Here is an 18,251-nt window from a genome sequence, read left to right as displayed (position 1 = left end):
ATGCATTTTCAGGAAAGACAGATTTGTGATATAGTGTGTCGTATGAAACTGAGGTGACTTGATTGTTTAAAATGTTAATGCCCAAGCTGCGAGTAGACACGGTTTTTGACATTAATCTGGAAGAGCTGTACGCTCAAGGCTATCGCGGAATAATAACTGATCTCGACAATACGCTTGTTGGAGCCAAAGCGCCTGATGCAACGCCTGAACTGATCGAATGGTTTGCGCGTGTGAAAGAGGCAGGCTTCAAACTAATGATTGTGTCCAATAATAATTTGAATCGTGTATCCTTGTTTGCTACGCCACTGGATATCCAGTTTGTGCACAGTGCACGCAAACCATCGAATACACCGTTTCGTAAAGCAATGAAAATGATGGAGCTAACGCCAGACAAAACGATTGTGGTAGGCGATCAGATGTTGACCGATGTATATGGAGGTAACCGGCTAGGGCTTTATACCGTGCTGGTATTGCCCATCTCCATCGGTGATGAAGGATTCATGACGCGCTTCAATCGACGAGTGGAACGGATTGCTCTAACTAGTTTGCGCAAGAAAGGCTTATGGCTTGAGGAGGAAAATAAGAAATGACAGACACGCATAACGGCAATCTTGCCGTAAGATGCAGTGGATGCGGCGTGCATCTGCAAACAGAAGACCAGGATAAGCCAGGCTTTATTCCTGAGAAAGCGTTGGATCGTGAACCGGTAATATGCCAACGTTGTTTCCGTATCAAAAATTATAATGAATCATCGTCTGTAACTGTTGATCAGGACGAGTTCCTAGCACTACTGAGCCAAATCGGGGATAAGGATGCACTTGTCATCCATATCGTTGATCTGTTTGACTTTGACGGTAGCGTCATCTCTGGCTTACAACGTTTTGTCGGTAACAATCCGGTTCTACTTGTAGTAAACAAAACGGACTTGCTACCTAAAGTAACAAACTGGAACAAGGTTCGCAACTGGGTACAGAAGCAGGCTAAGGAGCAGGGACTGCGCACTGTAGATGTGTTGCTCGTGAGCGCTAAGCAAAATCAAGGCTTCGAACGTCTCCTAGAATTGGTAAGCACCTATCGTGAAGATCGTGACGTTTATGTGGTCGGCGGAACCAATGTGGGTAAATCTACGTTGATTAACCGATTGATTCGTGACTACAGCGATCTGGAGCAGGAACTCACAACATCCCGTTATCCAGGAACAACGCTGGATATGGTGAACATTCCATTGGAAGATGGGAAATTCATTATTGATACCCCGGGAATCGTATATCCATGGCGTTTCAGCGAGATCGTATCTCGCAAAGACTTGGCTGCGATTATGCCGGACAAGCCGCTTAAGCCTGCCGTATATCAATTAAATCCAGGTCAAGCGCTGTTCTTTGGCGGTATGGCTCGTTTCGACTTTGTAGAGGGTGATCGTCAGTCCTTCACATGTTTTATCAGCACAGCGCTGAATATTCACCGGACGAAGCTAGAACGCGCGGATGAATTGTACCGTGATCATCTGGGAGAGTTGCTTACCCCGCCAACACGCGAAGGTGCTTCGGAGATGCCTGAATGGACTCGTCATGAGTTCCGTATCAAACGTGGAAGTCAGTCCGATATCTTTATCTCCGGTCTAGGCTGGGTTAAAGTGAACGGAGACAATGGGGCTCTCGTAGCTGTTCATGTACCTAAAGGTATCCGGGTACTCGTTCGTCCTTCTCTGATCTAACCAGGTCAGTAACATATTCATCAGATCGGAGGCGGACGCGTTGTCTGAACAAAAGAAAACCACGACTTCACTTCCAGTGTTGCTGGGCGTTATGGGTGATCCTATTGCTCATTCCAAATCTCCGGCTATGCATAATGCAGCTTTAAAGGCGGCAGAAGTGAATGGAATCTATATGCCACTCCATGTTCATCCGGAACAATTGCAGGCAGCGGTTAGAGGCATTGTTGCTCTAGGGTATCGCGGTGTGAATGTCACCATTCCTCATAAGGAGCAGGTTATGTCTTATCTGGATGAGATCGATGAGAGCGCACGGTTGATTGGTGCAGTCAATACCATTGTCAATAAGGACGGAAAGCTGATAGGCTATAATACGGATGGCATTGGTTATGTACGGTCACTTAAGGAAGAAGCTGTGCCTGACCTAGCAGGCAAACGGATTGCTGTTCTGGGGGCAGGTGGAGCTGCTAGAGGCGTCATTTACGCGCTGGCTCTAGAAAAGCCTGAACGTATACACATTTTGAACCGTACAGCCGAGCGAGCCATTGAACTTGCTTCGGATCTGCGAGCACATGGTTTAGGTGAGATTACAGGCAGTGGAATGGAAGAAGCAGCAGTTGTGCTTGCTTCCGCTGATATTGTTATTAATACAACGGCTGCTGGTATGCATCCTCATGTGGATGATGTTCCGGTAGATCCTGCACTGATTCGTGCAGATGCAGCCGTAAGTGATCTCATTTATAATCCATTGGAGACACGTCTGTTGCGTGAATCGCGCCTACGTGGATGTACAGTGCATGGTGGTCTGGGGATGTTTGTATATCAGGGCGCGGTGGCTTTTGAACATTGGTTCGGTATCCAGGCTCCTGTGGAGACAATGAGACAAGCGGTACTAGACAGCTTCGATAAGTAACAAGCAAGGTTAAGTGAATAATAAATAATGACATTAAAATATAATTGAACAGCCAAGCCTGACAGAGACTCTTCTGTCACAGCGTGTGCTGAGCATAAGGAGTATGGAATATTCATGTTAACAGGTAAACAAAAACGCTTTTTGCGTTCACAAGCACATCATCTGACCCCGGTGTTTCAGATCGGTAAAGGTGGCACAAACGACCATCTGTTCCGTCACATTGAAGATGCGATCGAAAAACGCGAGTTGATGAAAGTTCAAATTTTGAACAATAATCTGGATGACAAAAACGAAATCGCGGCAGAACTTGCTCGTGAGACTGGCAGTGAGCTTGTACAAGTGATTGGTGGTACGATTGTCCTGTATAAGGAATCACGCGACAATAAACAAATCGAACTTCCTTAGGACGGTGACATCATGAAGATTGGGATCATGGGTGGAACATTCGATCCAATCCATATGGGACATCTGTTGGCCGCTGAAGCTGCGAGGGATTCCCATGCACTGGATGAAATCTGGTTCATGCCCTCCCATGTTCCACCACACAAGCGTGGAGCCGGGGCTTCGGGGCAGCAACGTCTGGATATGACGGAAGCGGCGATCCAAGATGTACAGCAATATGAGATGCTGGATATTGAAATGGAGCTTGGTGGCGTATCTTATACGATCGACACGATGAAGGAGCTATGGAATCGTTATCCAGAGCATGATTTTTACTTTATCATTGGTGCGGATATGGTGAACTATCTACCCAAATGGGAACAGATCGAGGAGCTTGCGGCACGCTTGACCTTTATCGGAGTGGGCAGACCCGGCTTTCAGCTTCATCTGGATGAGTTACCCGATGAGCTGCAAGACAAAGTATTACTGGCAGAGATGCCGCTTGTCGACATATCATCCACTGCCGTACGTAAACGTCTTGCGAAGGGACAATCGGTACGTTTCATGATTCCTGCTGCAGTTCATGAATATATTGTAAGGAGCGGTTTATATGGCACTAAGCCGTGAGGAACTCATCCAAGCCGTTTCGGGTCAAATGCCGGAGAAACGCTGGAAGCATACACTTGGCGTGATGCAATCTGCCGTATATTTAGCTGAAAAATATGGTGCAGATCCCGTGAAGGCGGATCTAGCTGCCATATTGCACGATGTTGCCAAGTACTGGCCTGTATCAGAGATGGAAGCAGTCATCCGTGACAATGGATTAAACGAAGACCTGTTGCAGCATGACAAGCAGCTCTGGCACTCAGAGGTTGGTGCTTTTGTAGCACAGCGGGATTACGGAATCGATGATCTGGAGATCATTAATGCTATTCGTTGGCATACCTCTGGAAGAGTGGGCATGAGTCTGCTGGATAAGGTGGTATGTCTTGCGGATTATATTGAACCGGGAAGAGATTTTCCGGGTGTGGATCGCATTCGTGAACAGGCTGAACACAGTCTGGAGGAAGGGTTAATCGCTGGTTTTGACTCAACGATTAGCTTGCTGTTATCACAGCGGAGAGTGATTTACCCTTTAACCATGTTTGCACGTAATGATCTGATTACACAATTATAAACTATGGAGGTTGGTTCATGACATTATCATCGAAAGAACTAATGAATATGGCGGTTACAGCCGCAGACGATAAAAAGGCATCCAACATTGTAGCACTGGATCTGGTGGGAATTTCACTGGTAGCTGACTATTTTGTAATCTGTCACGGTAACTCGGATACACAGGTACAGTCTATTGCTACAGAGATTCGTAAACAGGCGCATGCTGCAGGTGTAACGATTAAAGGGATCGAGGGTATGGATTCTGCACGCTGGGTTCTCATGGATCTGGGAGACGTGGTTGTTCATGTCTTCCACCGCGATGAGCGCGAATACTACAACATCGAACGTTTATGGTCGGATGCTAAAGTGGTGGAGACGGTATGAATTTGATTGCAGGAACTGTTGTCTCATTGCGGGTTGAACGTGAAGTATCTCCGTTTGGCTACTTTTTGACGACTGGATCGGAAGATGTACTGCTTCACTATACGGAGCTGACACGAGATATCAAAATCGATGAGACGCTGGAAGTCTTTATCTTTTTTGATACGGAAGATCGCCTTGCCGCGACAATGAAGAAGCCTTACCTCACCCTTGGTGAAATGGCACGACTTGTTGTGGCTGACGTACATCCACGGCTCGGTTGTTTTCTAGAAATGGGTCTGGGTCGGCAACTACTGCTTCCTATCCGTGAATTGCCTGAATTAGAAGAGCTGCGTCCACAGGTTGGGGACGAGGTTTTTGTTATCATGGAGCATGATAAGCAAGGTCGTCTTCGTGCGAAATTGGCTGGAGAACGTGAACTTGCAACGTTAGCCTTCCATGCACCGACATCATGGCTCAACGAATGGGTCGAAGCGACGGTGTACAAGCCATTGCAAATGGGTACTTTTGTACTTGTAGAAGGTGGTGTACTTGGATTCGGAGCCATTGGTATGATCCATTCCTCCGAGCGTACGCACTTGTTGCGTCTCGGCGAGAAAGTGAAATGCCGGGTAACGCTGGTTCGTGAGGATGGACGTGTGAACTTGGCAACGTCTCTTCGCAAAGAGGTAGGTCGTAACGAGGATGCGGATAAGCTACTCGCGTTCATGAAGGAGCGTCCAACAGGTGGAATGCCGTATTCGGATGCGACGCCACCGGATATTATTAAACAGCGTTTTGGCATCAGCAAATCAGCCTTCAAGCGTGCTTTAGGTAAGCTAATGAAGGATGGACTGGTCACTCAGAAAGAAAACTGGACATACCTGACGGAAGCTGCTTCGCAAGCTTCTGCTCCAGATTCGGACAAGAACTAGTAACGTTATTAACGTTGAACTTAAGCTAAACGAAGACTCATGTGAGTCCAATGTAAAAGCAGGGCAAGGCTGGGTGAACTCCGGACGCCCCTGCTTTTTCGTCTATAATAAATTTATATAAGTTTAACTAATTCTTTACACGAGAACGGAGAAGACAGAAATAACATGAAGAAGCGAAGCGTTCGCCTGAAAGCTTTCTGAAAGAAAGCTGCATCGGAAGCATCAGCTATCCCCGGATTTACCCTTTGGAAAAGGGAATCAAAAAAATCTGGGGATAACAGCGATCGGAAGGTTGTTCTGTCATCGGAGTGGCAAGTGTAAATATTTTTGAACTTTATAATAAAATGAATTGAAAGTGCGGTGCCTGACATGTCTTACCGTAAATTTGCCTATGTTTACGATGAATTAATGGAAGATATGCCTTATCCGGACTGGATAAGGTTCGCGAGAACAGCTTGGGAGCGGCACGGGATGCCCAAAAGTGTAGCAGAACTTGGTTGTGGTACAGGTTCGATTACGATCCCTTTGGTTAACTCAGGATTCGAGGTGACGGGGATCGACCTTTCGGCGGATATGTTATCTGTGGCTCGCAGTAAGATGGAAGCTACTCCCCAAGGGCATCGTTTGTACCGTGAAGGCAGTGTACGGTGGGTACAGCAGGATATGTGCGAATGGAGAGTGCCTGAGCCTGTTGACTCGGTTATTTCATTCTGTGACTGTATTAACTATTTGCTGGAGCAGGACGATGTCATCCGCACCTTCCAACGAACGTACGAAATGATGAAGCCAGGAGGAACATTCCTGTTTGATGTGCATCATCCCAATACATTCATTCGATATGAGGAAGAACAGCCTTTTGTACTGGACGAACGCTCGATATCCTATATCTGGACAAGTGCTTTAGACTCGGAACGATGTGAGATCGAACATCATCTTAGCATTTTCTCACGTGTTGATGATGGGGGGAAGGATCTCTATCAGAGGTTTGAAGAGGTGCATGTGCAGCGTGCATACGATCCGGAGTGGATGAAGCTGGAGTTACGGAAGGCGGGATTCCGCGATGTCAGTGTGTACGCAGATTTTGAGTGGGAAGAAGCAGGGGATGGCGCGCAGCGTCTGTTCTATGTTGCTATCAAATAATTAGTCTTGTTCATCGCCCTTGCATATGCGGAGGGCGTTTTTTTATTTTGATCAGAATAGGAGCGTTGAAACGTGATCTAAGCTATTGCCAGTTAAGTGCGGGGAAGCCATAATAACACTAACAGAAAGCGTTTTCCTTTTTTGATGAGATAAGATGACGAACTTAAGAAGGACAGGTGATTATGGGGTGGAAAGTAAATACAAAACCAAGCTAACTTCGGAACAGCTAGAACGGATAGTAACCCAAATATTAAATAGTGAACTATCTGAGTATCAGGAAATGAATGAAGGCTGGGCGAATCAGGCATATCGGATCGTATTAAAAGATGGACAGACAGTGGTGCTCAAAATAGCCCCTACGGATAAATCCAATCTGATGCGTTGTGAACAAGGGTTAATGAAGACTGAAGTGGAGGCGCTGCGTCTTGTGTCAGAACTAACGGATGTACCTATTCCTCGTGTACTTGCGTATGATGATTCGCTAACTCTTGCTCCCTCAGAATATTTTATTATGGAGCATATGACAGGTAAGCCGTATAACCAAGTGAAAGAGCACTGTAGCGTTGAAAAACAGGAAGCGATTGAGGAACAGATCGGGCTTTACAACCGAAGATTGAATGAAATCAAAGGCGAACAATTTGGTTATTTCTCATCGGAACGACAACGTTATTCCACATGGAAAGAAGCTTTTCTGCAACTGATGGATGATGTATTAATCGATGGGAAAAAGGCAGGGATTACGTTTTCGATGTCTTATGAGGAGTTGGAGCGTTTGATTCAGGCTAGAGCTGATGTCCTCGATGATGTGCTAGAACCTGTGTTTATTAGCTGGGATCTGTGGGATGGCAATGTGCTGGTGGAGAATGGTCGAATTACCGCCATTATTGATTTTGAGCGATCACTCTGGGCAGATCCATTGATGGAGCATTATTTTAGTCATTTTAATTACACGACTGGCTTTTTGAAGGGTTACGGTGCATCCATTACAACACCAAGTGAACGAAGCAGAAGAGGGTTATATGATCTGTATTTTGACCTATTACTTCGAATCGAATGTGCATACCGGCAGTTTGATGATCAAGATCATATTCAGTGGACAATTCACAATCTAGAAGAAAGCATTGAACGGTTTCGGTTAGGCTGAGGTCTGTCATTGACTTTAGCGGTACTTTTTTATATAATGTTTCCGATATTGTATACATATTTCGATGATAAGGATCAGTAGTGAGTCCTGTACATGACAGAGAGTCGGCGGTTGGTGCAAGCCGATTGACAGTATTTCACGAACTCGCCTTGGAGAAATGCGGTGATTACACCATCCGATACTTAACCGATGTCTATTCGGTGGGTGAAGGAATGGAAATCCGCATCGGTTAACCGCCGTTACAGGTTCAAAGGGAGTGGATGACGAAGCACGTTCATCCGCTAACTAGGGTGGTACCACGGGAATTCAACCTCTCGTCCCTAGCGCTGCAAACGCTACGGGATGCTGAGGTTTTTTTGTTGTAATTTATGTGAATCAACCAGAGGAGGAACAATAGATGAGTGAGAATCACCAGCCGAAGCACGGCTATCAACCGCAAGTGATGGAGAAAAGTTGGCAGCAATTTTGGGATGAGAATAAAACGTTCAAAACAGGTGAGGACCCGGCTAAACCGAAGTTCTATGCATTGGATATGTTCCCATATCCATCAGGCGCGGGACTGCACGTAGGTCACCCGGAAGGATACACAGCAACAGATATCGTTTCTCGTTACAAACGTATGCGTGGATACAATGTTTTGCATCCGATGGGCTGGGACGCTTTTGGTTTGCCTGCTGAGCAGCATGCACTTGATACGGGTGAACACCCACGTGAGATCACATTCCGTAACATTGACAACTTCCGTCGTCAGATTAAATCCCTTGGGTTCTCCTATGACTGGGATCGGGAGATCAGCACAACGGATCCGGATTATTACAAATGGACGCAATGGATCTTCATCCAGTTGTACAACAAAGGCCTCGCTTACGTTGATGAAGTACCTGTAAACTGGTGCGAAGCATTGGGTACAGTGCTGGCTAATGAAGAGGTCATTGACGGTAAAAGTGAGCGCGGTAATCACCCAGTTGTCCGTAAACCGATGCGTCAATGGGTTTTGAAAATTACTGAATATGCTGAGCGCCTCTTGGAGGATCTGGAAGAGCTGGATTGGTCCGAGAGCATTAAGGATATGCAACGTAACTGGATTGGTAAATCCACAGGAGCAGAAGTGGTGTTTGCCATTGAGGGACGTGAGGAAGTAATCAAGGTATTCACGACTCGTGCGGATACTTTGTTTGGAGCTAGTTATGCTGTATTGGCGCCAGAACATGAGTTGGTAGATGCCATTGTGACAGCTGAGCAACGTGAAGCGATCAAAGCTTATCAGGAGCAAGCTGGACGTAAGAGTGACCTGGAACGTACCGATTTGGCCAAAGACAAAACAGGTGTATTTACAGGAGCTTATGCCATCAATCCAGTAAATGGAGCGAAGGTGCCTATCTGGATCGCCGATTATGTTCTGGCTGGTTATGGTACAGGTGCAATTATGGCGGTTCCTGGGCATGATACACGTGACTGGGAATTTGCGAAGCAATTCGGACTGGATATCATTGAGGTTGTTGCTGGTGGGGATGTGACCAAAGAAGCGTATTCCGGAGACGGACCACACGTTAACTCTGATTTCTTGAATGGTCTGAACAACGAAGAAGCGATTGCGAAGATGATTGCATGGCTGGAAGACAGCGGTAAAGGTGAAGGCAAAACGACATATCGTCTGCGTGACTGGTTGTTCAGCCGCCAACGCTACTGGGGAGAGCCGATTCCAATTCTACATCTGGAAGACGGAACGATGAAGACCGTGCCTGAGGATCAACTTCCGTTGTTGCTGCCGGACATCGATCAGATCAAGCCTTCGGGTACAGGCGAATCACCACTGGCGAATGTAACCGAGTGGGTGAATACGGTTGACCCTGAAACTGGAATGAAAGCACGTCGTGAGACAAACACCATGCCGCAATGGGCGGGAAGCTGCTGGTATTACCTGCGCTTTATCGATCCACATAACGACAAGGAATTGATCTCTCAGGAGAAACAACAACAATGGCTGCCTGTGGATCTGTACATCGGGGGAGCAGAGCACGCTGTGCTTCACTTGCTGTATGCACGTTTCTGGCATAAAGTGCTGTATGATCTGGGTGTAGTGCAGACGAAAGAGCCATTCCATAAACTTGTGAACCAAGGTATGATTCTGGGAACTAATAATGAGAAAATGAGTAAATCTCGTGGTAACGTTATTAACCCAGATGAAATTGTAAATGAATTCGGTGCAGATACTCTGCGTTTGTATGAGATGTTCATGGGACCATTGGAAGCAACAAAACCTTGGAATGCTAACGGGGTTGAAGGCATGTACCGCTTCCTGTCACGTGTATGGCGTCTCTTCATCAACGAGGATACTGGCGCGATTAATGATAAAATTACAGCGGATGGCGGTACAGAAGAATTCAAGCGTACTGCTCACAAAACAATTAAGAAGGTTACAGATGATCTGGAACATCTGCGCTTCAACACAGCGATCAGTCAGCTGATGATCTTCATCAACGATGCATACAAAGCAGATACGCTGCCACGTGAATCGATGGAGAACTTCGTGCAATTACTGTCACCACTTGCGCCGCATATGGCGGAAGAGCTGTGGAGTCGCTTAGGTCATGAAGGTGGTATTACTTATGTAGCTTGGCCTGAATATGACGAAGCAATGACGGTAGACGCTGAAGTGGAGATTGTCGTTCAAGTGAATGGCAAAATTGTAACACGGGCAACCGTTGCGAAGGATTTGGATGCACAAGGCATGCAGGACTTCACGATGGAGCTTGCACCAGTGAAGCAGGCTCTGGAAGGCAAGACCATTCGTAAGGTCATTGCCGTTCCAGGCAAACTGGTTAATATTGTTGCCGGTTAATCTCACTGGCTTGGAATAGTTCATTAAGCTTTACCAGGTCTTCATCATATTTGTCATGGGTGGTGTGAATGAGGCTATCAAACACACCGTCCAGACTAATCTTGAGTAGTGCCAAGGCTTGAGCAGTGATGCCACCGGGAACAGCAACTCGAGCTTGAAGTTCTTGAGGCGTATACCCTCCTTCAGTGAGCAGTTTACCTGTTCCAAGGAGCATCTCGCCTGCAAGAGCACATGCATCTGCTCGTTTGATCCCTGTAAGCTTGACGGCACTCTCAATCCACTGTTCCAAAAAGAACGATATGAATGCAGGTCCGCAACTGGAAAAGTCGGATGTTATGCGTGTGCAAGCTTCATCCACTTGGTAAGGTTTGCTGAAATGACTCAGCAAGCCTTCCAACACAGTGCGATCTTCAGGTGTCATTCGTTCACCGTGTATACATAATGACGCTCCGCTACCGACCTGATGTGTGACGCTTGGGATAACTTTGGAGACTTTGCAAGGAAGTGAAGATTCCAGATGACGCAGCTGCACGGGACTAGTGATCGATACAATCATATGATTGGGATTCACGACGGGCAGGATCTCGTCAATAACATGTTTGAATTCCAGCGGCTTCACACAGAGGAAGATAATGTTGCTCCGGATAACGGTTTCCCGATTACTCTGTGATTCATGCAGACCGGGATAACGGAGGGATAACTGACGCACTTTGGAAGGGGTACGATTGCTTGCGGCGATCTGCCGCGGCTCCAATGCTCCGGATTGGATCAGGGCATAGATCAGCAGGCTTCCCATGCTGCCGGTTCCGATAAATCCAACCTTCATTGTTTCAGGCCTCCTTTCATGCTTTACGGTACTGGCGTAGTTCGTTCCTTCTAGTCTATGCAGCATAACTTGTTTGACATGACATCAAAAAAGGAATGTGGAGTTTGTAGTCCATTTATAGACGGTTCGGAAGCACCGCCCGTGTTCAAAATTGATCTATTTTGATAACAGGGAGAGGTGTAGACGAATGAGATGGAAACAAGGATGGACGATTGGTGCTGCGGTAATTGGAACGATACTTATATTATGGTCGGGCAAAAGTGAACAGCCGCCTTCTGGCTGGGAACCGATGCAGCTCGCCACTCAAACGCCGACGCTCAAGCAGGAAGCTGCTATTGTAGAGTCGGCTGTTTTGGGTCAAAATAGTGAGTTGTCAACGCAAGCTGTAGTAGAACAAGCCACATCAGTCAATGCGGGGGTGAATCCTGCTCGAGACAGTGAGGCTTCTTCTACGATGCAGGGGAAGGCGTCAGAGGAGAAGAGTCCAGACGTGGGTAATACGGAATCTGCTACGTCTGCAGCGGTCACGAATATCTCAACTGAAACAGAAATAAAGCTTGAACAGCAGGTTACAAGTCCACCAGAGCAACAGGTTGTCGACAACGGTAAGATTGATATCAATTCAGCCCCTGTCTCTAAACTCACCGAGCTTCCAGGCATTGGAGAGAAGAAGGCACAGGCCATCGTTGATTATCGAAATGCACACGGACCGTTTACAAGAGTCAGTGATTTGACCAAAGTAAAAGGAATAGGTATGAAAATGCTGGAGAAGATGGCTCCTTATGTGCAGATTCGCTAAATTAGATTATTTCAATCGGGAGAGGATGCAAATATGAGTACAGCAGATGTACGCAAAGACTGGGATACTTACTTCATGGATATTGCTTATATGGTCTCAACCCGCTCCCGCTGTTCGCGTCGGCATGTAGGTGCAGTGCTTGTCCAAGGGAAAAAACTGCTCGGAACAGCATACAACGGGGCACCTATGGGCGTACCTGATTGTTCAGAAGCAGGATGCATGATATCCGAAGAGTACGAACTGGTTGTGACTGATGGTCAAGAAGAAATGGTCAAGAAGCAGCGGTGTATTCGCACCATTCATGCGGAGCAAAATTTGCTTCTGTTCACGGATCGAATCGATCGGGAGGGCTCTTCTGTGTATGTGACGGATGAACCTTGCTGGACTTGCTCTAATATGCTTGCGAACAGTGGCATTACAGAAATTGTTTTCCATCGCCCGTATCCTAAGGATACCGGTAAAGTAACACGTATGATGGCGCAAAAAGGAATCACATTCCGCAAGCTGGAGCAATATCAGCCTCCACGTGAGACGATGATGACAATTCGTGATTAAACGGTTAGGCATGGGGAGGATCTAAAGACTTCGTGTACTATCGTCTCTGTCACTAGGCATGTGTATTGTAATGTGATATCACTTAACTAAATTACGCTTTAGATCGAGGAAGAACCTCCGGTTAGCTACGTCAGCTACCGGGGGTTTTTCTGCTTCTAGAGGTTGTTCAGAAAGTCCGCTTTTGATTACGAAGAATGCCAGTCGGCATCTCAGTGTCGAAGATGGGATTCAGCCGAAATAAGTAGATGCTTACGAAGGTTGTTTTCTTCGGAAACAATGTAATTGCTCTAGATATTTCTGCAAAAAACGATAAGGGGGGATTAGGATGAAAGGTAGGCCGTTATTGCTATTTACAGTCTGTTGGTTATGCGGAAGTGTAGTGGGATGTGCATTATCAGGATGGACACTTATGTGGGGGTTGGTGGGAGTGCTGGCATGTATGCCCCTCCTTTTTCACTGGATAGATATTCGTGGCTGGACTCGTCTATTACTTGTTGCATCGCTTCTAGGTGGTCTTGCCCACTGGGAATGGAATGATCTGCGTAATGTCAGTGTCTTGCCGGAGATCACTGGAAGGAGTCATCAGGAGCTTGATGGATATGTAGCGAAGCTAGAAGGTACAATCGCGTCAGCTGTTCGTGTGGATGGAGATCGGGCCGATTTTGAGTTGTTACTTTCGACAATATATCCAGAATCAGACCCGTTATCTGGCACCGAAGAAAGGGCAGATCCGAAGCAACAGCCGATGCATGACGTGGGTGAGCGTATGATGGTACAAGTCAAACTAGCTGAAGAAGAAGAGCAGGACATAGCGATGGCGTGGAGCCGCGGGGATACCGTGATATTGACTGGCTCGTTCACTAGACCAGGGGAAGCCCGGAATTATGGTGGCTTTGACTATCGTAATTATTTGCGGACACAGGAGATACATTGGTTGTTTAAGGTCAAAGGTGCCAGCTCAATCACTTCCATACAGCCTGAAGGCTGGGGCCGTTTTGATATTTTTCGTTGGAATGACATGATCAGATACCAGTTAGGTTCCGCATTAGAGGGCTTATTTCCTGAACCCCATGCTGGATATATGAAGGGGCTGATCATAGGTATGGCGAAGGACATTGATCCGGATACGTATGGTCACTTCTCACAGCTTGGACTTACCCATATCCTAGCGATATCAGGCACACATGTTGCTGTGTATGTTGGTTCATTATTATTTCTGATGTCTTGGCTGAGGTTAACTAGGGAAACCTCACTCACAATTGTGTTATTTCTTATTCCGGCATATGTCATGTTATCTGGTGGTTCACCTTCAGTCATTCGTGCAGGCATTATGTCCATGCTTGGCTTGTATATGGCTAGACGAGGGTTAGCTAGAGATGGATTGCAGATGATCAGTGCGGCAGCATTGTTAATGATGTGGTGTAATCCGTATTTTTTGCTGAGCGTTAGCTTCCAGCTTTCTTTTCTCGTCACCGCTGGTTTAATGATCTATATGCCCTTTATTAATCGTCTGTTTAGAAAATTACCCAAAGCACTGGCCGCGACCGCCTCAGTGACCGTTACAGCGCAGCTCATTTCTTTTCCAGTGACCATTTTGTATTTCAATCAGTTTTCAATATTATCGTTTGTAGCGAATTTCCTTTTTGTCTCCCTCATTAGCGCTGTGGTTTTACCCCTTGGAGCAGTTGCATTACTGTTATCTATGATATGGCTCCCTCTTGCCAAACCGTTCGCTTGGCTGGTCATCCTCCTAAACAAACTAACCTTTGCTGGCATTGAATGGTTGAATAGTTTGCCTGGTTTTGTACTTATCTGGGCTACGCCTACCTGGCTGTGGGTTGGAGTCTATTACGGAGTGTTGTATGCACTATTACGTATATGGTTTCAAGGGAATGGTCAAGAACCGCAATGGAGCAGTCATATGGAGGAAGAGACCAAACCGTTGAAACGCGAAGATGCAGCATGGGCGACCTCTAAGATGAATGGCAAACTTGCCTTCAAGTCCTCTCTTTACCCACCGAATCAGAATCATATAGCGCAAGCAAAGCACAAGGGTTCGATGACAGCACTCAGCGCAAGTATTGCCTGGCCAGAGTATACAAGTGCATTTCGGGCTAGAGGAGCGGGTGATGATCCGGGGAGACAAAGAGCTGTTTATGAACGATGGATATGCGGGTTGCTTGCGATTACTTTAATTGCAGGGTTATGGTGGGCCTATCAAACTCCGCAACCATCAAATACAGGTATAGTACAGTTTCTTGATATTGGTCAGGGGGATAGCACGTTAATTACAACGCCTGAGGGAAAGCATATTTTGGTTGATGGTGGGGGTACAGTTAGCTTCGGCAAGCCTGATCAATCGTGGAAAACTCGGCGTGATCCCTATGAAGTTGGAGCTAAGGTGGTTGTACCCTTGCTGAAGAAACGAGGCATACATCGGCTGGATGCCGTTATCGTAACCCATGCCGATCAGGATCATGCTGGGGGATTACAAGCTGTACTGGAACAGATTCCAGTGGAGCGTTTTATGTTCAATGGCACAACAAGTGGTAAGAGCAATTTTGATAAACTTATAGATACAGCTATTGAGCGTAATATACCGCTATATGCAATTCGGCAAGGACTGTCTTACGTCGCCGATGAGGAGACTACGTTACATTTTATTAATCCAGATCTAGATACCTTGCTTCTTGAGGCTGAGGATGGTATTCCTGTATCTGAAGATCAAAATCATGATTCGGTTGTCTTTTTGCTGGATATAGCTGGCGCTTCATTTTTGTTCACGGGAGATATGGATGCAGCAGCCGAGCAAGATCTGCTCCATATGATTCAGAATGGCTCGCTTGCTACCCAGTTTGAAAGACAGAATGTAAAAGGTGGAATTGTTAATAAGGATGTTCCTCTGGAACTAATGAAAATGATTTCGGGCAACAAAACGGCTGGGAAAGTCACTGGTGATGCAGAAGAGACGGCAGCGAAGGAGGAGTCGATCGCCATTGACGTCCTGAAGGTGGCTCATCACGGTAGTAAAACGTCGTCAACCGAAGCATGGCTTCAATATTGGAATGCCAAAACCGCTGTAATCTCCGCTGGAGTCAACAATACCTATGGTCATCCCAATCCGGGAGTTATGGAACGTCTGGGGGAAACGGGATCCGAGATCTATCGAACAGATCAGATGGGGGAGGTCCAGATGAGGGTCAAAGGTGGGGAAATTGATATTCGATATAAATTGGAGGGCAGGGAATGATGAATTTTCGGATATTGCAGGACATTGGATATTTTTCTCGAATAGTATTTTGATTAATTTCATAACTCAATTAAACTCAGCTTGAGGAGGGCTGGGGAACTTAGTGCGTAATAAACAAGAATACATAAGCGAGAAGGAGAATGAAATGGGACTTCTTGAAACAACACAATGTAGTCAGATTGTAACAGAGAATCATAGAGGCAAAAGGGGTATTAAATTTATTACTTTATGGATTGGATTTTTAATCTTTGGTCTATTGATTAGTTATACCCCTGTATCTGCGGCATCTAGTTCCAATAGCAAGATCATTTCAGTTCTTGACCAGAATGACTATTTGCTGGATGATGGTACACTTTGGTCTAAAGGAACCACGAGCGGAGTATGGACACAAAATCGAAACCTGATCGGTATTTCAAAATCAGATGACCATTCCATCTTTGGTTGGACTGCGGCTGGCCAAGTTATTCGGTGGGATAAAGACAATGCACATATACCGGAAACGAAACAATTTAATGGGGTTGTAAGAGTATATGGCCATGGATTAGTTTTGCTACAAGATGGAAACCTTTATACATTTAAGGATAAGGATAAAGTTGCGGAATCCATTATTGATGTGAGTTCCTATCGGGATAGTTCTGGAAAAGATTCTTCTTATAGCGCCTTATCTTCATCAGGGGACGTGTATTATGCCAATTACAATAAGATACGTAAAGCTGGAAATGTGCCCGATGGTAAACGGATTGCAACGAATGGCGTTTATGCAGCAGTCTTAAAAAATGATGGGTCGGTAGTCATTGTAAGTATGTTGTATGAGGACAAGCAGATCACGGTTGCGGATAATGTGAAATCTTTGATTTGGTGGGGGGATACGCATAAACTGCTTACGGTGAAACAAGATGGAACCGTTTGGAGCTACGATCGAACTGCCAAATATAAGGGCGAGCAACTACCAGGATTAACTAATGTGTCCCAAATGGTGTATGCACCTCGTCTGGATGAATTATATGCACAGTTACAAGATGGGGCATGGGCAAAATATGATAATGGCAGGTTAGTACCTTTATCAGCTCCCACATTAAATGAAGTGACTCTCTTGGCGTCTTCCAAAAAAGCTAATATTGGAGATACAGTTAGCCTTACCCTTGTGGAGAATTATAGCAACGGTTTCAAAAATGAACGTGTGCCCTTGCCTGAAGAAATTATAGTGGAACAACCGCAAGTTGCACAGATTCAGGCAGGAGGCAAACTAAAGGTTACGGGTATGGGAACAACCAAAGTGACGTTCAAGACAGGAGACCAGACCTCAAGTGTTCAACTGAACGTTGATTCACAACAACGAAATTTAACAGGTTCCACAATGTTGGAGGGAAATATTTACTTACCAGTACAGTCGGTGTTCCAAACATTGGGAGCCAAAGTCGTTGTGAAAGGCTCAACTTTTGAGATTCAATTTGGCGATGACCGAATTACTTTGCAAAAAGGAAGCGCTATTGCTCAATTTAACAACAAAGAGCTTAAACTGAAAGGGAAAGTACAAACCATTGGAGGACAAACTGTATTTCCTGCTGACTTATTAAGGCAGACTGCAGGCATTCAGGTTCAATGGGATGCTGAGCTAAAGCAGGCCAAGGTGCTGGTTGGAGATTCTTCTATTGTGGTGGAATCGAAGGACACAAGTGCACTGCTCAAGAAAAAAGAGCTGGGGAATCTTAGTCGCTTCATTGGCAGGTCTTACTGGATTAACAGTGATACGAGTTTAGGGCAACGTTTCAGCAAAGTGACCGTTACAGATATCAAAATTGAGAAGAATAATAGTGATCGAAGTTACACCGTTGTATTCCGTAATGCTAAAGGAAAAACGGTTTCTGCTTATGCAGGAGGTGCGCCCTCCAGTGTGACGGAAATGCTTGCTGATTCTGACCAATTCTTCTCTTCTGATCCTTATAAGAAATACAATTGGTCTCAGTCCACATGGAATAAAATTATTGCTAGAGAAGTAGTTCTAGGAATGAACATGACGCAGGCTCGCTTGGCGTGGGGGGATCCAACGAGCATTTCGTATGAAACAAGTTCAAAAGGCAAGATCGAAGCTTGGGTATATGCTAGCTCCGCAGGTGTAAGAGCTTTAGGATTTGCCAATGGCAAACTGATTGTGATTTACTGATCATTACACGAATTATTCATTTCTTTTGATTACAAGTTACAGAACTGCACAAAAAAGCCCGCTTCCCATGCCC

General features: G+C 45.8%; 16 protein-coding genes and 1 other annotated feature. Of the genes, 15 read left to right on the top strand and 1 reads right to left on the bottom strand.

Annotated elements, in window-relative coordinates:
• Positions 1 to 62: 62 nt before the first annotated feature.
• From V6W81_RS20820 to leuS, 11 genes are all read left to right on the top strand, one after another.
• Complete coding sequence (locus tag V6W81_RS20820) at positions 63 to 590, top strand: YqeG family HAD IIIA-type phosphatase (RefSeq protein WP_338540226.1); 528 nt, start codon at positions 63 to 65, stop codon at positions 588 to 590.
• The gene (gene yqeH, locus V6W81_RS20815; RefSeq protein WP_145045765.1) at positions 587 to 1,714 is read left to right on the top strand and encodes a ribosome biogenesis GTPase YqeH; all 1,128 of its coding nucleotides are present in this window, start codon (positions 587 to 589) and stop codon (positions 1,712 to 1,714) included. The genes V6W81_RS20820 and yqeH overlap by 4 nt, the downstream gene beginning before the upstream one ends.
• Positions 1,715 to 1,754: 40 nt before the next feature.
• Positions 1,755 to 2,624, top strand: coding sequence for a shikimate dehydrogenase (gene aroE, locus V6W81_RS20810; RefSeq protein ID WP_338540225.1), 870 nt, complete (start codon positions 1,755 to 1,757; stop codon positions 2,622 to 2,624).
• 114 nt (positions 2,625 to 2,738) lie between these two features.
• A complete protein-coding gene (yhbY, locus tag V6W81_RS20805) occupies positions 2,739 to 3,029 on the top strand; it encodes a ribosome assembly RNA-binding protein YhbY (protein WP_145045761.1) in 291 nt (96 codons plus the stop codon).
• A gap of 12 nt (positions 3,030 to 3,041) precedes the next feature.
• Positions 3,042 to 3,632, top strand: a complete 591-nt coding sequence (locus V6W81_RS20800) for a nicotinate-nucleotide adenylyltransferase (protein WP_145045759.1) — start codon at positions 3,042 to 3,044, stop codon at positions 3,630 to 3,632.
• Complete coding sequence (yqeK, locus tag V6W81_RS20795) at positions 3,616 to 4,182, top strand: bis(5'-nucleosyl)-tetraphosphatase (symmetrical) YqeK (protein WP_338540224.1); 567 nt, start codon at positions 3,616 to 3,618, stop codon at positions 4,180 to 4,182. The genes V6W81_RS20800 and yqeK overlap by 17 nt, the downstream gene beginning before the upstream one ends.
• 17 nt (positions 4,183 to 4,199) lie before the next feature.
• A complete protein-coding gene (rsfS, locus tag V6W81_RS20790) occupies positions 4,200 to 4,547 on the top strand; it encodes a ribosome silencing factor (RefSeq protein ID WP_338540223.1) in 348 nt (115 codons plus the stop codon).
• Entirely contained in the window at positions 4,544 to 5,458 is a 915-nt protein-coding gene (locus tag V6W81_RS20785; RefSeq protein WP_338540222.1) for a CvfB family protein, read from the top strand. Before rsfS ends, V6W81_RS20785 begins: the two co-directional genes overlap by 4 nt.
• Before the next feature lie 369 nt (positions 5,459 to 5,827).
• A complete protein-coding gene (locus V6W81_RS20780) occupies positions 5,828 to 6,598 on the top strand; it encodes a class I SAM-dependent DNA methyltransferase (protein WP_145045752.1) in 771 nt (256 codons plus the stop codon).
• A 187-nt stretch (positions 6,599 to 6,785) separates the two neighbouring features.
• On the top strand, positions 6,786 to 7,742 hold the full coding sequence (locus V6W81_RS20775) for a phosphotransferase family protein (RefSeq protein ID WP_338540221.1): 957 nt from the start codon (positions 6,786 to 6,788) through the stop codon (positions 7,740 to 7,742).
• A gap of 55 nt (positions 7,743 to 7,797) precedes the next feature.
• Positions 7,798 to 8,067, top strand: a binding site (T-box leader).
• A gap of 72 nt (positions 8,068 to 8,139) precedes the next feature.
• Positions 8,140 to 10,584 carry a leucine--tRNA ligase gene (gene leuS, locus V6W81_RS20770; protein ID WP_145045748.1) on the top strand — a complete coding sequence of 815 codons (2,445 nt, stop codon included), beginning with the start codon at positions 8,140 to 8,142 and terminating at the stop codon, positions 10,582 to 10,584.
• On the opposite strand, the gene comER is transcribed toward leuS, so the two are convergent.
• A complete protein-coding gene (gene comER / locus V6W81_RS20765) occupies positions 10,565 to 11,410 on the bottom strand; it encodes a late competence protein ComER (RefSeq protein ID WP_056695937.1) in 846 nt (281 codons plus the stop codon). The two genes, leuS and comER, sit on opposite strands and share 20 nt — an antisense overlap.
• A 187-nt stretch (positions 11,411 to 11,597) precedes the next feature.
• Here comER and V6W81_RS20760 point away from each other — a divergent pair, with 187 nt between their 5' ends.
• From V6W81_RS20760 to V6W81_RS20745, 4 genes are all read left to right on the top strand, one after another.
• Positions 11,598 to 12,209 carry a ComEA family DNA-binding protein gene (locus tag V6W81_RS20760; RefSeq protein WP_338540220.1) on the top strand — a complete coding sequence of 204 codons (612 nt, stop codon included), beginning with the start codon at positions 11,598 to 11,600 and terminating at the stop codon, positions 12,207 to 12,209.
• A gap of 33 nt (positions 12,210 to 12,242) precedes the next feature.
• On the top strand, positions 12,243 to 12,764 hold the full coding sequence (locus tag V6W81_RS20755) for a deoxycytidylate deaminase (protein WP_145045746.1): 522 nt from the start codon (positions 12,243 to 12,245) through the stop codon (positions 12,762 to 12,764).
• A gap of 409 nt (positions 12,765 to 13,173) precedes the next feature.
• Positions 13,174 to 16,014: a ComEC/Rec2 family competence protein gene (locus V6W81_RS20750; protein WP_430700903.1), complete on the top strand. Its 2,841-nt coding sequence runs from the start codon at positions 13,174 to 13,176 to the stop codon at positions 16,012 to 16,014.
• A 103-nt stretch (positions 16,015 to 16,117) separates the two neighbouring features.
• Entirely contained in the window at positions 16,118 to 18,178 is a 2,061-nt protein-coding gene (locus tag V6W81_RS20745) for a copper amine oxidase N-terminal domain-containing protein (protein WP_338540218.1), read from the top strand.
• Positions 18,179 to 18,251 lie beyond the last annotated feature (73 nt).

Source organism: Paenibacillus tundrae (assembly GCF_036884255.1).
GTDB lineage: Bacteria > Bacillota > Bacilli > Paenibacillales > Paenibacillaceae > Paenibacillus.
Note: the sequence above shows the minus strand (reverse complement) of the source record. Positions and strands in the feature narration are given on the sequence as shown.

Coding starts and splice junctions, on each gene's coding strand:
- leuS (WP_145045748.1), top strand. CDS start 8,140: ATGAGTGAGAATCACCAGCCGAAGCACGGCTATCAACCGCAAGTGATG.
- V6W81_RS20800 (WP_145045759.1), top strand. CDS start 3,042: ATGAAGATTGGGATCATGGGTGGAACATTCGATCCAATCCATATGGGA.
- V6W81_RS20750 (WP_430700903.1), top strand. CDS start 13,174: ATGTGGGGGTTGGTGGGAGTGCTGGCATGTATGCCCCTCCTTTTTCAC.
- comER (WP_056695937.1), bottom strand. CDS start 11,410: ATGAAGGTTGGATTTATCGGAACCGGCAGCATGGGAAGCCTGCTGATC.
- yhbY (WP_145045761.1), top strand. CDS start 2,739: ATGTTAACAGGTAAACAAAAACGCTTTTTGCGTTCACAAGCACATCAT.
- V6W81_RS20785 (WP_338540222.1), top strand. CDS start 4,544: ATGAATTTGATTGCAGGAACTGTTGTCTCATTGCGGGTTGAACGTGAA.
- rsfS (WP_338540223.1), top strand. CDS start 4,200: ATGACATTATCATCGAAAGAACTAATGAATATGGCGGTTACAGCCGCA.
- yqeK (WP_338540224.1), top strand. CDS start 3,616: ATGGCACTAAGCCGTGAGGAACTCATCCAAGCCGTTTCGGGTCAAATG.
- V6W81_RS20760 (WP_338540220.1), top strand. CDS start 11,598: ATGAGATGGAAACAAGGATGGACGATTGGTGCTGCGGTAATTGGAACG.
- V6W81_RS20755 (WP_145045746.1), top strand. CDS start 12,243: ATGAGTACAGCAGATGTACGCAAAGACTGGGATACTTACTTCATGGAT.
- yqeH (WP_145045765.1), top strand. CDS start 587: ATGACAGACACGCATAACGGCAATCTTGCCGTAAGATGCAGTGGATGC.
- V6W81_RS20780 (WP_145045752.1), top strand. CDS start 5,828: ATGTCTTACCGTAAATTTGCCTATGTTTACGATGAATTAATGGAAGAT.